Origin of the sequence: Streptomyces durocortorensis, assembly GCF_031760065.1 — a bacterium.
GTDB lineage: Bacteria > Actinomycetota > Actinomycetes > Streptomycetales > Streptomycetaceae > Streptomyces.
The window spans coordinates 4,235,985-4,249,743 of the sequence record NZ_CP134500.1 but is presented as its reverse complement, the minus strand read 5'-3'; the positions used below and the strand labels follow the sequence as shown (position 1 = coordinate 4,249,743).

The following is a 13,759-nucleotide window of genomic DNA, read 5'->3' as shown; positions in this document are numbered from 1 at the left end:
CAAGCCTCACAAAAAAGCCCACAAGATCTTCCCAAACAGACCGTCAAGTCTCCTATAGTGACCAAGACTTGAGCAGGAATTGTCAGCTCCAGTTGTGCATGATCGCCCACACCCGTGGCGAACTGTCCGGATTTGACCGGTACGGTTTCGCCTTGCCCACCCCGTACCGCCCCGCCCCGCCCCGCACGTCCGCCACCGAGGACTCCGATTGCGCCCCTCACACCGGCCCACCGCACTCGCCCTGCTGATCTCGGCCGTCGCAACCGGCACGCTGACCCTGTGGGCCGTCGCCGCGGCCCCCGACACGGTACGGACCCCGCTGGCATGGGGAGCGGGCGCCGCCGCCGTACTGCTGAGCGTCGCCGCGGCCGTCACCGTCCACACCCTGGGGACCGCGCGGACGCTGCGATCCCTGCGGGCCGCCGACGCCCAGCGGTTCACCACCGAGACCTCACGCCTGGTCTCGGCCTCCGCGGCCGAAGCCCAGCGCTACACCGCCGAGAGTGCCCGGATCAAGGCCGTCGCCTCCGCCGAGACCGCCCGGGTCGCCGCCGACGCCCGCGCCGAGAACGAGCGCATCCGCGCCGAGGCCGCCGCCGAACGGGACCGCCTCACCACCACCGTCGAGCGGCTGACCGCCCGTGCCACCCGCGCCGAGACCGAGCGCTCCGCGGCCGTCGCCGCCTGCGCCAACGCGGCCGGACGGATGCAGGCCCTGGCCACCAGCATGCTGGCCGACCTGCGGGAGATGGAGCACCGGCACGCCGACGAGTCCGTGCTCGGGGACCTGCTGTACCTGGACCACCGCACCGCCCAGGCGGGCCGGCTCGCCGACTCCATCGCCGTACTGACCGGGGCGCGTTCCGGCCGCCGCTGGGCCAAGCCGATCGTGATGGAGTCGATCCTGCGCGGCGCGATGGGCCGGATCGGCAGCTACCAGCGCGTCCGCCTCCACTCCACCAGCGATGTCGCGATCGCCGGTCACGCGGCCGAGGGCGTCATGCACGCGCTCGCCGAACTCCTCGACAACGCGGCCAACTTCTCGCCGCCCACCGCCGAGGTCCACGTCTACGTGGAGGAGGTCCCGGCGGGCATCGTCATCACCGTCGAGGACAGCGGGCTCGTCATGAGCGAGGTGCAGCTGCGCCGCGCCGAGCGGGCCGTCTCCGCCGAGAACCAGGACCTCACCAACCTGTCCGGCACCCGCCTCGGCCTCGCCGTCGTCGGTCGGCTGGCCCGTAAGCACGGGCTGACGGTCTCGTTCCGGCCGTCCGCGCGCGGCGGCACCGGCGCGCTGATGATGCTCCCTCAGGACCTCATCTCCCGCGCCCCCGCACCGGCCGTACGGACGCCGGCTGCCACGCTCCCGGCCGCCCCGGCCACCACCGCACCCGCCGAGCCGGAGCCGTCCCACGCGTCGGCCGAGGGCGCGGGCGCCGCCGACTCCGCCCCCGCGGCCCGCAACGCCCCGGACGGCGCCTCCGATGACACCGCCTCCACGCCCCTGCCCCCGGCGGCGGAGCCCGCACGCTCCCCGGAGTCCGCGTCCGAATCCACCGGCAGCGTGCCCACGTTCGGCGAGAGCGGTCTGCCCAAGCGCCGCCGCGGCCGCACCCTGGCCGCCGCCGAAGCCCGTACCGGCAACGCCGCCCCCGGCGAAGCCGACACCCCCCGGGCCCGTACCACCACCGACCCGAAGGTCCAGGCAGCACGCTTCAGCACCTTCAGCAGGGCGGTACGAGCCAACTCCCCGCACCCGGAAGGCAACACCCGATGACCGCGACCACCGACGAGAAGCTCAACTGGCTGCTGGAGGGGCTGCTCGACCGCACCCCCGGCACCCGCCACGCCCTCGTCCTGTCCCGCGACGGCCTCAAGCTGTGCCGCACCCCCGAGCTCTCCGTCGACCAGGCCGACCAGCTGGCCGCGATCTCCGCCGGAATCCAGAGCCTCTCGCACGGCGCGTCCATCGAGTTCGGTGACGGCACCGGCGGCGTACGGTCCGCGATGACCGAGTTCTACGGCGGCGTGCTGTTCATCGTCGAGGCGGGCGCCGGTGCCCACCTCGCCGTCGTCGCCGACGAGGACTCCGACGTGGGCCTCGTCGGCCACAACATGAGCGAGCTCGTCGAACAGCTCGGCGAGCACCTGGTCGCCCCGCCGCGCGCACCCGTGGCGGAGGGCACGGCCGTATGACGACGGCGCCCCGCCCGCGCCCGGGCCGCGACGACGATCCGGACCGGCTGTACACCCTCACCGGGGGCCGCAGCCGTTCCGATTCGGCCGCCTTCGACCTGGTGACGCTCGTCGTCGCCGAGTGCGACCCGGCCCCCGGCATGCAGTCGGAGCACGTCGCGATCCTGCGGATGTGCCAGGGCCCGACCGCCGTCGTCGAGATCGCCGCGAGCCTGAACCTGCCCGTCAGCATCGTTCGCATCATGCTGTGCGACCTGCTCGACACCGGCCGGGTCAGCGCCCGCCACCCCCGTACCGCCCGTGTCGCGGACCGGCTCCCCGACCCCGACATCCTGGAACAGGTGCTCGTTGGACTCCGCAACCTCTGACCGCGCCGCCCTGAGCTCGACGGCCGACAACGGACTCAAGATCGTTGTCGTCGGCGGCTTCGGCGTCGGCAAGACCACCATGGTCCGATCCGTGAGCGAGATCCGTCCGCTCAACACGGAGGAGACGATGACCCGCGCGGGCGAGGCCGTCGACCACCTCGACGGCGTGCAGGCCAAGACGTCCACCACCGTGGCGTTCGACTTCGGCCGCATCACGCTCGACGAACGGTCCGTGCTGTACCTCTTCGGCGCGCCCGGACAGGAGCGGTTCTGGTTCCTGTGGGACCGGCTGTTCTCCGGCACGCTCGGCGCGGTCGTCCTCGTCGACACCCGTCGGCTCGCCGACTCCTGGTATGCCATCGACCGCCTGGAGCACCACGGCACGCCGTTCATCGTGGCGTGCAACGACTTCGGCGGCCCGCTCCACAGCGAGCAGCAGATCCGCGAGGCCCTGGACCTCTCGGAGGACGTACCGCTGGTGGAGTGCGACGCACGCGACCGGTCCTCCAGCAAGTACGTGCTCATCACGCTCGTCGAGCACCTGGCCGCGCTGTCCGCCGCCCGCCTGCGCGCCCCCGAGGCGGCCGTCCCCGCAGGGGCCCTGGCCGACGCGGCCCTGGCGGCTGCCGGACCGACCCCGGAGCCCGCCCCGTGACGACCACCTCCGGCACCACCGGCACCGCCACCTCCGGCTGCCCCGTCACCCACGGGTCCGTACCCCTGTCCGGGCCCCGCTTCCAGAGCGACCCCGTCCAGCTCTACCGGGACATGCGGCGCGACCACGGCGCCGTCGCCCCGGTCGTGCTCGACGGGGACGTGCCCGCCTGGCTGATCCTCGGCTACCGCGAACTGCACCAGGTCACCGGCGACCCGGTCCTCTTCAGCCGGGACTCCGACCTGTGGAACCAGTGGGACCGCATCCCCGACGACTGGCCGCTGCTGCCGATGATCGGGCGCAAGCAGCCCTCGATCCTCTACACGGTCGGCGAGCGCCACAGCGTCCGGGCGATGATGATCAGCAACGCGCTGGAGGGCGTCGACCCGTTCTCCCTGAAGCGCTACGCGGAGGAGTTCGCGGACGAGCTGATCGACCGGTTCTGCACCAAGGGCTCGGTGGACATCATCGCGGAGTACGCCAAGCTGCTCCCCGCCCTCGTGCTGGCCAGGATCTACGGCTTCTCCGACGCGGAGGCGCACCCCCTGGTCGGCGCGATCAACGACATGATCGACGGCCGCGAGCGGGCGCTCGCCGGGCAGCAGCACCTGGCCACCTCGATGTTCCGGCTGCTGGCCGACAAGCACGCCGAGCCCGGCGACGACGTGGCGAGCCGGATGATCGCCGACCGCGGCGGCTTCACCGACGAGGAGGTCGCCCAGGACCTCATGGTGATGATGGCGGCCGGGCACCAGCCGACCGCCGACTGGATGGGGAACTCGCTGCGCCTGATGCTCACCGACGACCGGTTCGCCGCCTCGCTCTCCGGCGGGCGGCACAGCGTCGCCGAGGCGATGAACGAAGTCCTCTGGGAGGACACCCCGACCCAGAACGTGGCGGGCCGCTGGGCCTCCCGCGACACCCATCTCGGCGGCCGCCACATCCGCGCCGGTGACCTGCTGCTCCTCGGCCTCGCCGCCGCCAACGGGGACCCCCAGGTGCGGACCGACGGCTCGACGCTGACCGGCGGCAACAACGCCTTCCTCTCCTTCGGCCACGGCGAGCACCGCTGCCCGTTCCCGGCCCAGGAGACCGCCGAGGTCATCGCCCGTACCGGCATCGAGGTCCTGCTCGACCGGCTGCCGGACGTGGACCTCGCCGTCCCCGCCGAGCAGCTCACGCGCCGCCCGTCACCGTGGCTGCGCGGTCTGACGGACCTGCCGGTGACCTTCACGCCCACGCCCGCCCTCGGCAGACCCGGAAGTTTCGGAGGCCCCGCATGACCCGCATCGCGCTCGACCCGTTCGTCACCGACCTCGACGGCGAGAGCGCCGCGCTGCGGGCCGCCGGTCCGCTCGCGGAGGTGGAGCTGCCGGGCGGGGTGCACGTCTACGCGGTCACCCGCCACGCGGAGGCCCGCGCGCTGCTCACCGACAGCCGGGTGGTCAAGGACATCAACGTCTGGAACGCCTGGCAGCGCGGCGAGATACCGATGGACTGGCCGCTGATCGGCCTGGCCAACCCGGGCCGCTCGATGCTGACGGTCGACGGCTCGGACCACCGTCGTCTCCGTACGCTGGTGGCACAGGCGCTCACGGTGAAGAGGGTGGAGCGGCTGCGGTCCGGGATCGAGGCGCTGACGAACGCGAGCCTGGAGAAGCTGGCGGCACTGCCGGCCGGGCAGCCGGTGGACCTGAAGGCCGAGTTCGCCTACCCCCTGCCCATGAACGTGATCAGCGAGCTGATGGGCGTGGACGGGGCGGACCACCCGCGCCTCAAGGAGCTGTTCGAGAAGTTCTTCTCGACGCAGACCCCGCCGGAGGAGGTCCCGCAGATGATGGCGGACCTCGGGGCCCTCTTCACGAAGATCGTCGACGACAAGCGGGCGAACCCGGGCGACGACCTGACCAGCGCCCTGATCGCGGCCTCCGAGAACGGCGACCACCTCACCGACGAGGAGATCGTCAACACGCTGCAACTGATCATCGCCGCCGGACATGAGACCACGATCAGTCTGATCGTCAACGTGGTCGAGGCGCTCCAGACCCACCCCGAGCAGCGCAAGAAGGTGCTGGACGGGGAGATCGGGTGGGAGGGCGTGATCGAGGAGACGCTGCGCTGGAACACCCCGACCTCGCACGTCCTGATCCGCTTCGCGACGGAGGACATCGAGGTGGGCGACCGTATCCTCCCGAAGGGCGAGGGCCTGATCATCTCGTTCGGCGCGCTGGGCCGCGACGAGGAGCAGTACGGCCCGACGGCGGGCGAGTTCGACGCCACCCGCACCCCGAACCGCCACATCGCCTTCGGCCACGGCCCGCACGTCTGCCCGGGCGCGGCGCTGTCCCGCCTGGAGGCCGGAATCGCGCTCCCCGCCCTCTACGAGCGGTTCCCGGAACTGGAACTGGCGGTCCCGGCCACCGAGCTGCGCAACAAGCCGATCGTGACGCAGAACGACCTGTACGAGCTGCCGGTGGAGTTGGGCTGCCCGTTCGGCCACGAGGCGTAGTTCCGCGCGCTGCCTTGACGTCCACGGGCCGGAGCGCACGTCTCCGGCTTATGCCCACGGGCCGGAGCGCACGTCTCATCGGACGGACACGGTTGCTGGGCCGTGCCGTCGAGGGACTACGCTCCGACTCGTGGCCGACATCCAGATTCCCGCTGACATCAAGCCCGCCGACGGACGCTTCGGCGCCGGTCCTTCCAAGGTGCGGACGGAGGCGCTCGACGCGCTGGCCGCCACCGGCACCTCACTCCTCGGCACGTCCCACCGCCAGGCCCCGGTCAAGAACCTGGTCGGCGAGGTACGCGACGGCGTGCGCGCGCTCTTCTCCCTCCCCGAGGGTTACGAGGTCATCCTCGGCAACGGCGGCTCCACCGCCTTCTGGGACATCGCGACGCACGGTCTGATCGAGTCGAAGTCCCAGCACCTGAACTTCGGTGAGTTCTCCTCCAAGTTCGCCAAGGCCGCGAAGCTCGCGCCCTGGCTGTCCGACCCGACCGTCATCGCCTCCGACCCGGGCACCCACCCGGACCCGCGGGCCGAGGCGGGCGTGGACGTCTACGCCTTCACGCACAACGAGACGTCGACGGGTGTCGCGGCCCCGGTCAAGCGCGTCGCGGGCGCCGACGAGGGCGCACTCGTCCTGGTGGACGCCACCTCGGGGGCGGGCGGGCTGCCGGTCGACATCACCGAGAGCGACGTCTACTACTTCGCCCCGCAGAAGTCCTTCGCCTCCGACGGCGGCCTGTGGATCGGCGTGTTCTCCCCGGCCGCCCTGGAGCGTGCGGCCCGCGTCCACGCCTCGGGCCGGCACATCCCGGAGTTCTTCTCGCTGCCCACGGCGATCGACAACTCCCTCAAGAACCAGACGTACAACACCCCGGCGCTGTCCACCCTCTTCCTGCTGAACGAGCAGCTGAAGTGGATGAACACCCAGGGCGGCCTGGACTTCACGACGGGCCGCACGGCCGCGTCCTCCGGCCACCTCTACGGCTGGGCCGACGAGGCGAAGTACGCCACCCCGTTCGTCACGGACCCGGCGAAGCGCTCGCAGGTCATCGGCACGATCGACTTCGCGGACGAGATCGACGCGGCGGCCGTCGCCAAGGTGCTGCGCGCCAACGGCATCGTGGACACCGAGCCGTACCGCAAGCTGGGCCGCAACCAGCTGCGCGTGGCGATGTTCCCGGCGATCGACCCGGCGGACGTGCAGGCGCTGACGGCGTGCATCGACTACGTGATCGAGAAGCTGTAGCTTCCCGGTTCCCGACTGTACGGAGACGGCCCGGCACCCGCGTGGTGTGCCGGGCCGTTTCTGCTTCCCTCGACCGGGTGGCATATGCCAGAAGCGCGGTGTCGGGCTGCCCCGCCCTACGATGACGGCCTCGACACCAGCCCATTCCAGGAGGCCCGCAATGTCTGCAGCAGCAGTCGAGCACCCCTGTGACGATGAGCTGGAAAGCCAGGAGGCCCCTCTGCCCGCGTCGATCGGCGCCGAAGTCTCCCTGGACGTCGATGAGATCGTGCGCGCGGGCAGCCCGAAACGCTGAGGACGCGGCGCTACTCCCCCGACGCCGCCACCAGCACTGCCCGCAGCTCGGCTATCCCCGCCAGCCACTGCTCGTCCGCCCCGGCGTCCGCCCACAGGTCCAGTGGCTCGGCGTTCTTCGCGGTGAGGCGGTCCAGGGCGCGGACGGCCAGGGGGCGCAGGTCGGCGGGGAGCGGGGGCAGGGAGGCCTTGGGGCCGTACGGCGTGGTGACGGGCTCGCCGCCGGGGCACTGGGCGGCGATCAGCGCGGCGGCGGCCACCGCCTCCTCCCCGCCGTCCACATAGTCCTCCGGCCCGGTGTCCGCCACGGCGGTCAGGACGTCCCGGAGCACGTCCGCCTTCTTCCCGGGCTCCGCGTCGTCGACCCGTCCGCCGAAGTCGGCGGCGGTGTCGTTGTCGAAGTGGCCGATGTCCCAAGCGCCCATGGGGTCCCCCTCAATCCGCTGTGCTGGTGTTCCCATACTCACAGCCGCCACTGACAATCGGCCTGCGCGCGAGGACGAACCCCTGCGGTGCCCGCTCCGGGAACGGCCCGTCCGTCTCCCGCTCCCGCCACACCCGGGACACCACCTCCAGGCCCGCGTCCCGCAGCAGTTCGGCCACCCGCTCCGGCCGCCGCCGGTGGAAGACGAGCGAGATCTCCATGCCCCACGCCTCCGTCAGCCGCAGCGGATCGTCCCCGACCTGGAAGCCGAGCTGTACGTAGCCGCCGGGGGCCAGCACCCGGTGGAACTCCGCGAAGGCGCGCGGCAGTTCCTCGTCCGGGACGTGGATCGTCGAGTACCAGGCGAGCAGCCCGCCCAATGACGCGTCCGGCAGCGCGAGGCCCAGCATGGACCCCTCCTCGAAGCGCAGCCCGGGGTGGTCCTTCCGCGCCTCGGCCAGCATCTGTGGGGCGAGGTCGATCCCGAACACGTCGAGCCCCAGCCCGAGTCCGTGCAGATACCCGGTCACCCGGCCCGTGCCGCAGCCGACGTCGGCCAGCGGGAGCCCGCCGCCGTCCCTCGCCACCAGCTCGGCGAAGGCGGTCAGCAGCCCGCGCTCAAGGGGCTTGGCCACCAACTCACCTCGGGTGAAATCGACATAGGCGGGCGCCATGGTGTCGTACGAGGCCCGGGTGGCGTGCAGGAAGTCGGGCGAGGGGTCGGGAGCGGTCATGGCCACCACCCTAGGCGGCGCCCCGCCGGGACCGGGACCGAACCGGACCGGGACCGAACCGGACCGGGGCCGGGGCCGACCCGGGACCGAACCCCGGACCGGTCCGGGGCCGAACCCGGTCCGGGGCCTTCCGACCCGTCTTCCGTCCGCACGGCCCTGGCCAGGACGGTGCTCGTCCTCGGTTCCGCCTCGACGTCAGACACCGCTCCGGGCACGCCCGGCGAGGAGCTGCGTCTCCCAGGCGAAGGCCACACCCGTGGCGCCCCCGTGCTGGGCCTGGACCTCGGCGGCCCCCGGGATGGTCTCCTCGCGGGCCCAGTCGCGCTGCCACTCGCCCATCACGGCCAGCCACGTGATCGGCACGACGCCCGCCTGGACCATGCGGCGCACCGCCATGTCATGGGCCTCGGCCGAGACACCCCCCGACGCGTCGGTGACGGCGTAGACCTCGAATCCCTCGCCCGCCGCCTGGATGGCCGGCATCGCCAGGCAGATCTCCGTCCAGAGCCCGGCCAGGATCAGCTTCTTCCGCCCGGTCGCCTTGACGGCGTCGACGACGCGCTCGTCCTGCCAGGTGTTGATGAAGGTCCGGTCGATCGGCCTCTGTTCCGGGAACACGTCCTGGATGCCCTGGATGATCAGACCGCCGCGCTCCTCCAGTACGGTCGTCAGGATCGTCGGCACGTCGTAGACCTTGGCAGCCTTGGCGAGCCCGACGACATTGTTGACGATCATCGTCGGCTCATGGCTGTTCAGATTGGCGAACTGGAACGGCTGATGGTCGATCAGTACCAGGACGCTCTCCTCCGGCGTCAGCAGCGCGTCGAGTCCGGACTTGTTCTGGGTGCTCATGGGATTCCCCTTCTGGAGCTTCACGTGTACCCGCCGCAACGGTTTAGTTGACGTGTCATCCACACTAGGGACCAATGATTGATGCGTCAACTACCCATTGAGACAGTCGATTTGCCGAGGCGCACGGAGGCCCGATCGCCCGATGCGGGAGCCGGCCCCGCCCAGGCGATGGCCGAGCCGCCGACCGCCTCGCTACGCTCCACGCATGGACGCACCGCCACACTGGCTGACCCCGGAGCAGCAGGCCGCCTGGGACAGCTTCATCCGCATGCAGGAGAAGCTCATCGGGCGACTCTCACGCCAGGTACAGGCCGACTCCCGCATGTCCCCCTCCGACTACATCGTGTTGGCCAAACTCACCGAGGCCGGCGGACGGATGCGCTTCATGGACCTGACCAAGCTGGTGGAGTGGGAGAAGAGCCGCATGTCCCACCAGGTGGGGCGGATGGCGAAGCGCGGACTGGTGACCAAGGAGGACTGCCCCGACGACGGACGCGGAGCGTTCATCATCGCCACTCCGGCCGGCCGGAAGGCGATCGAGGACGCCGCCCCCCTGCACGTCGAGCATGTCCGCCGGCTGTTCATCGACGCCCTCACCCAGGAGGAGCTGGACACCCTCTCCCACATCGCGAACCGCGTCCTCACGCACATGGAGAAGCAGCCCGACTGACCGGCTCCGGGCAGCGCCGCGAGGTACTGCGCCCAGGCATCGAGCCCCGGCACGATCGACTTCGCGGACCTGCATGACGAATCGGCTCGTCGAGGCGAGGTCAGACGGGTTTGAGCAGGTCGCGGAGGTTGCTCATGTGCGCCTTGACGTCGACGGTCTCGGCGGGGCGGGGCGAGTTCCCTTCGCCGCGGGAGTGGGTCTCGCGGCAGGCGCGGCAGAGACCGTCGGGAAGGACCTCCGGCCGACCGGGACGTCCGCAGTCGGTGCATTCCATGAGGAGGCGGCGAGGCGGGGCGAGGGCGGCGGGTCGGGCGTCCTCGGTGGGAAGTCGGGGTGGGATCTTGTCGGTGAGGCGGCGGCGGACGAAGCCGAGAGGGCTGTCGACCCTGGCTGGCAGCCCTGCGGTGAGGGCGCTGGTCAGGTAGTCGATGGTGACGCCCCGGGCGAGCCATTGCGCCGCCAGTCCTTCCAGGGCGGCGCAGTCGTCGGCGGAGAGGGCGAGGCGGTGGTCGTCGCGGCCGAGGCGGGCCAGGGCGAGGTAGGCGGGAGACCGGCCTGCTTCGGAGGCCTGGGCTGTCGCGGGGGGCTCGGTGTCCGGTGCCTGGACAGGGGTGCGCTGGTGCGGCACGGCGGCGGGTTCGGGGCCCTGTTCCGTGTCGGGGCCCTCCGGGTCGGACGGCGGCGCCTCGGCCGGGGCCCACAGTGGCGGCGGTGCCGCGTCGAAGGCGGAAGCCACGGGTACGGGGGCTGCGGTCAGGGCGGCCTTCTCGGTGGCAAGGTAGGTGCTCCACCACTCGTTGTCGCGGGCGGTGCGGGACCAGAAGGTGCGGTAGACCCAGCGGGTCTCGTCGCCCGCGCCGCCGACGGAGCACCGTACGCGTCGCAGGTGCCCGGCGACGGACAGGGCTGTCAGGGCGGTGGAGATGGCCTGCTGCCCGTAGAGCGGGAGCTGCTTGGCGAGCTGCTTCACGCTCATCGCCGCGCCCTCGGGGAGGTGGTCGACGAACCCGGCGACGTACCGCTCACGCGTCGGCAGCAAAGCGAAATCATCACGCGCACGGGGAAGTTGGTCCGGTGCTGTGCGTTTCCCGTAGCCGGGCTTGGCCATCGGGTACGCGGCGGAGCGTGCGGGGGTATGCAGGGCGGAGCTAGGGTGCTGTGTAGCCACGGGGTCGCCTTCCACGGGAGCGATCTTGCGGTGAGACCCCGGCCTGGTGTGGCAACACCGCGTCGGGGTCGTTTGGTTCTCGCACCGTAAGCAGTCGTGACTCTGCGCCGCAAGCTGTCACGATTAGTCATATTTCCCGGCCGTGGCGAGGGCAGGGAGGTAGGGGGTTTTCCCAAACCCCTTCACCTACCTACCGGTTAAAGAAGGCGCTCGAACCCCGGGTCCCGCATCCCGACGCCCGAATCCCGGGACCCGAGCTTCGGGCCGGGGCACTGCCCGCGTACACCCGGAAGAGTGAGCCAGGCCGTACCGAAGCCCGGGACTCGGGTTCCGAGCCCCGGGCCCAGGGGCGCGCTCGCCCGATCACCGCCAGGCAGCCCCCGCGCTTCGACGAGTCGGATCTGGACCGCGATGTACGTGAGCCCCCCCAAGACGCTCATCAAGTGCTCGCCTAACGCCAGTTGCGCGCAACGGCTCTGCCTCGATGAGGATCTGCAATTCCGCGCAACCTGCCCTCGGTCTCGCGCCATCCGCCGCATCCTGGATTCCCACTCAGCGTAGACGGAGGGCACTATGACGCTCCTCAGGTTTCTCGGCACCACCAGCGACGACGGAGACTGCCCCACTCTTTACGAGGTCGAGGGCACCACCGACATCCTTGTCCAGGGCGACCGCGTTACCGACCCCGAGCACCTGGCGCAGCTCCGCGATGTGAAAGACAGCGAGACATTCGTACTGGTGCCACGCGATCTCCTGGTCCGCTTCGCACCACGCACTACCGTTCCTGAGATGGTGCCTTTCTCCGAGATCGCCCCGCTGTTCAGCGAGTTCAGGCACACCGCGTTCCGGCTGGAAACCCGGCACGGATACGCCTCCGACCGCAACAGTCCGAAGTGGGGCCGGTGGAAGAGCGGCGCGGACATCTCGGCCGAGCCGGACAACGCGTGGCGCGAGAATGTCCGGGCGCAGACGGCTCAGGGAAAGCGGTTCGAGCGGGTCCGGCTCGTCGACGAGCCTCTGACCGAGGGGCAACGTTTTCTTCTGGCCAGCGGCCAGGGCAACGTGGCGGCCGGTGAGGACATCCGCAACCTGCCACGCTCCCAGGCAGTCCGACTCGGCCTGCCCGGCCACGACTTCTGGCTGTTCGACTCTCGGCTGATCGCCAGGTTCGTCTTCGCTCAGGACGACACGACCCTCGGCGTCGTCCTCAGCGAAGACCCAGCCGAAGTCGCTCTCGCTTGCCAGGCGCGAGACGCTGCCTGGCACCACGCGACACGCACCGCGGACTTCGCGAAGGAAGCAACTTCGACCGGGTGAGCACCGACTTCCAAACCGCGCGGGTCGCCCTCGGAGCACGGCTCCGCGAGCTACGCAGCGAGGCGGGGCTCAACGGCAAGGGCGTGGCCGAAGTGCTCGGCTGGCAACGCTCGAAGGTGTCCCGCCTGGAAACAGGAAAGCAGACCCCCACCGTGAGCGACCTGATGGAGTGGGCCCAGGCGGTGGGGCAGCCTGGTGTTGCGACCGAGTTACGGGGGCGGCTCGTCGGACTGGAGTCGCAGTACCGGTCGTGGCGACGGCAACTCGCGGGTGGGCATCGGGCACGCCAGGAGCTGGCCGTCACCGAGACGATGGCTACGCAGCTCATCCGAGGAGTGGAGGTGTCCCGCATTCCGGGACTGTTCCAGACCGCGGACTACGCCCGGCACACGTTCGAGGCGAACGCCGAGTTCCGCGGAATCCCCAGGGACGTCGAGGCAGCAGTCCGGGCGCGCATGCGCCGCCAAGAGGTGTTGTACGAGGCCGGCAAACTCTTTCGGTTCGTAGTGTGGGAAGCGGCCCTGTACGTACTGACGTGCCCCCGCGAGGTGATGGCCGCACAGCTGGACCGGCTTGCCGGGCTGATCGGCCTGGACACTGTCGAGATCTGCGTGCTTCCCCTCGGTGCGCAGCTGAGGCGTGCGCCGGGCCACGGTTTTTGGATCTATGACCGGCGTCGCGTGATCGTCGAGACGATCAACACCGAGATGTGGCTCGACGACGAGGAGAACGTCGTTCTGTATGAGCGGGCGTGGGATCTGATGGCCGAAGCCTCGGTCCGGGGGCCGCAGGCACGACGTTTGATCGGTCGTGCACGGGCGTCGTTGGAGCTCGATTAGGCAACCGTGCCCAATGCGTACAGCGGGATTCGCAACCTGACGCAACCGCCCAGCGCACCTCGTGCTCAGCTCTCTAACGTGCTGCTCATGGCCACGCGGATGCGTGTGGCTCCAGCCCACACCAGCCCTAAGGAAAAGCCATGAGCACGCTGACCATCCCCTCACCGAGGCCCGAAGCTGCATACCGGGTACTTCTTGACCACACCACGACCTGCGCCGCCTGCCGTGCCGGAGTCCCTTGCTCAACGGCTGTGCGTCTTGGCCGGGCGTGGCGGGAGGCCCGGCGCGGATGAGGTGTTACGCGGAGGGCGGCGTGCACGAGTTTCCGATCGAGGACGGGTCGGGTGCCTATTGTCCGGAGCATGGGGTGACGTTGTTGTGGCGTGGTGGTCCGATCACCGCCGCCGATGTGGCCGAGGAGACGGGCGCCCGCCTGGGCGGGCTGTCGGCCGGGGCGGACGGTCCGTACGGCGTCGTCTGTCGC

Annotated in this window: 14 protein-coding genes and 1 pseudogene; 11 read left to right on the top strand and 4 right to left on the bottom strand. The window is 70.7% G+C overall.

The window, feature by feature from the left end; genetic code table 11:
• Positions 1-208 precede the first annotated feature (208 nt).
• The 8 genes and pseudogenes from RI138_RS18925 to RI138_RS18890 all read left to right on the top strand — a co-directional run.
• Positions 209-1,777: a sensor histidine kinase gene (locus tag RI138_RS18925; RefSeq protein WP_311120891.1), complete on the top strand. Its 1,569-nt coding sequence runs from the start codon at positions 209-211 to the stop codon at positions 1,775-1,777.
• Positions 1,774-2,196, top strand: coding sequence for a roadblock/LC7 domain-containing protein (locus tag RI138_RS18920; RefSeq protein WP_096627743.1), 423 nt, complete (start codon positions 1,774-1,776; stop codon positions 2,194-2,196). Before RI138_RS18925 ends, RI138_RS18920 begins: the two co-directional genes overlap by 4 nt.
• Positions 2,193-2,564: a DUF742 domain-containing protein gene (locus tag RI138_RS18915; protein WP_096627745.1), complete on the top strand. Its 372-nt coding sequence runs from the start codon at positions 2,193-2,195 to the stop codon at positions 2,562-2,564. The genes RI138_RS18920 and RI138_RS18915 overlap by 4 nt, the downstream gene beginning before the upstream one ends.
• Positions 2,545-3,219, top strand: coding sequence for a GTP-binding protein (locus RI138_RS18910; RefSeq protein ID WP_311120890.1), 675 nt, complete (start codon positions 2,545-2,547; stop codon positions 3,217-3,219). The genes RI138_RS18915 and RI138_RS18910 overlap by 20 nt, the downstream gene beginning before the upstream one ends.
• Positions 3,216-4,502: a cytochrome P450 gene (locus tag RI138_RS18905; RefSeq protein ID WP_311120889.1), complete on the top strand. Its 1,287-nt coding sequence runs from the start codon at positions 3,216-3,218 to the stop codon at positions 4,500-4,502. Before RI138_RS18910 ends, RI138_RS18905 begins: the two co-directional genes overlap by 4 nt.
• On the top strand, positions 4,499-5,728 hold the full coding sequence (locus RI138_RS18900) for a cytochrome P450 family protein (RefSeq protein WP_311120888.1): 1,230 nt from the start codon (positions 4,499-4,501) through the stop codon (positions 5,726-5,728). The genes RI138_RS18905 and RI138_RS18900 overlap by 4 nt, the downstream gene beginning before the upstream one ends.
• 130 nt (positions 5,729-5,858) lie before the next feature.
• On the top strand, positions 5,859-6,977 hold the full coding sequence (gene serC / locus RI138_RS18895) for a phosphoserine transaminase (protein WP_311120887.1): 1,119 nt from the start codon (positions 5,859-5,861) through the stop codon (positions 6,975-6,977).
• 208 nt (positions 6,978-7,185) lie between these two features.
• A pseudogene (locus RI138_RS18890) lies at positions 7,186-7,272 on the top strand (Uma2 family endonuclease); the annotation flags it as partial.
• A gap of 10 nt (positions 7,273-7,282) precedes the next feature.
• Here the strand turns inward: RI138_RS18890 and RI138_RS18885 are convergent.
• The 3 genes from RI138_RS18885 to RI138_RS18875 form a co-directional block, all read right to left on the bottom strand.
• Complete coding sequence (locus RI138_RS18885) at positions 7,283-7,696, bottom strand: DUF4259 domain-containing protein (RefSeq protein WP_311120886.1); 414 nt, start codon at positions 7,694-7,696, stop codon at positions 7,283-7,285.
• Positions 7,697-7,706: 10 nt separating this feature from the next.
• On the bottom strand, positions 7,707-8,429 hold the full coding sequence (locus RI138_RS18880) for a class I SAM-dependent methyltransferase (protein ID WP_311120885.1): 723 nt from the start codon (positions 8,427-8,429) through the stop codon (positions 7,707-7,709).
• 195 nt (positions 8,430-8,624) lie between these two features.
• Entirely contained in the window at positions 8,625-9,281 is a 657-nt protein-coding gene (locus RI138_RS18875) for a hydrolase (protein ID WP_096632539.1), read from the bottom strand.
• A 205-nt stretch (positions 9,282-9,486) separates the two neighbouring features.
• Here RI138_RS18875 and RI138_RS18870 point away from each other — a divergent pair, with 205 nt between their 5' ends.
• Positions 9,487-9,951: a MarR family winged helix-turn-helix transcriptional regulator gene (locus RI138_RS18870; RefSeq protein WP_311120884.1), complete on the top strand. Its 465-nt coding sequence runs from the start codon at positions 9,487-9,489 to the stop codon at positions 9,949-9,951.
• A 100-nt stretch (positions 9,952-10,051) separates the two neighbouring features.
• Here RI138_RS18870 and RI138_RS18865 read toward each other — a convergent pair whose 3' ends face one another.
• Positions 10,052-11,059 (bottom strand): MarR family transcriptional regulator, encoded by a 1,008-nt coding sequence (locus RI138_RS18865; protein ID WP_311120883.1) that lies wholly within the window; start codon positions 11,057-11,059, stop codon positions 10,052-10,054.
• 633 nt (positions 11,060-11,692) lie between these two features.
• On the opposite strand from RI138_RS18865, the gene RI138_RS18860 reads away from it, so the two are divergent.
• Positions 11,693-12,436, top strand: a complete 744-nt coding sequence (locus tag RI138_RS18860; protein ID WP_311120882.1) for a DUF6879 family protein — start codon at positions 11,693-11,695, stop codon at positions 12,434-12,436.
• Complete coding sequence (locus RI138_RS18855; RefSeq protein ID WP_096632546.1) at positions 12,433-13,275, top strand: helix-turn-helix domain-containing protein; 843 nt, start codon at positions 12,433-12,435, stop codon at positions 13,273-13,275. The genes RI138_RS18860 and RI138_RS18855 overlap by 4 nt, the downstream gene beginning before the upstream one ends.
• The last annotated feature ends 484 nt before the right edge of the window (positions 13,276-13,759 follow it).

What these genes read in the sequence shown, in the direction of transcription:
- RI138_RS18860 (WP_311120882.1), top strand. Translation starts at nt 11,693, where the DNA reads ATGACGCTCCTCAGGTTTCTCGGCACCACCAGCGACGACGGAGACTGC.
- RI138_RS18875 (WP_096632539.1), bottom strand. Translation starts at nt 9,281, where the DNA reads ATGAGCACCCAGAACAAGTCCGGACTCGACGCGCTGCTGACGCCGGAG.
- RI138_RS18880 (WP_311120885.1), bottom strand. Translation starts at nt 8,429, where the DNA reads ATGACCGCTCCCGACCCCTCGCCCGACTTCCTGCACGCCACCCGGGCC.
- RI138_RS18900 (WP_311120888.1), top strand. Translation starts at nt 4,499, where the DNA reads ATGACCCGCATCGCGCTCGACCCGTTCGTCACCGACCTCGACGGCGAG.
- RI138_RS18865 (WP_311120883.1), bottom strand. Translation starts at nt 11,059, where the DNA reads ATGGCCAAGCCCGGCTACGGGAAACGCACAGCACCGGACCAACTTCCC.
- RI138_RS18920 (WP_096627743.1), top strand. Translation starts at nt 1,774, where the DNA reads ATGACCGCGACCACCGACGAGAAGCTCAACTGGCTGCTGGAGGGGCTG.
- RI138_RS18870 (WP_311120884.1), top strand. Translation starts at nt 9,487, where the DNA reads ATGGACGCACCGCCACACTGGCTGACCCCGGAGCAGCAGGCCGCCTGG.
- RI138_RS18885 (WP_311120886.1), bottom strand. Translation starts at nt 7,696, where the DNA reads ATGGGCGCTTGGGACATCGGCCACTTCGACAACGACACCGCCGCCGAC.
- RI138_RS18915 (WP_096627745.1), top strand. Translation starts at nt 2,193, where the DNA reads ATGACGACGGCGCCCCGCCCGCGCCCGGGCCGCGACGACGATCCGGAC.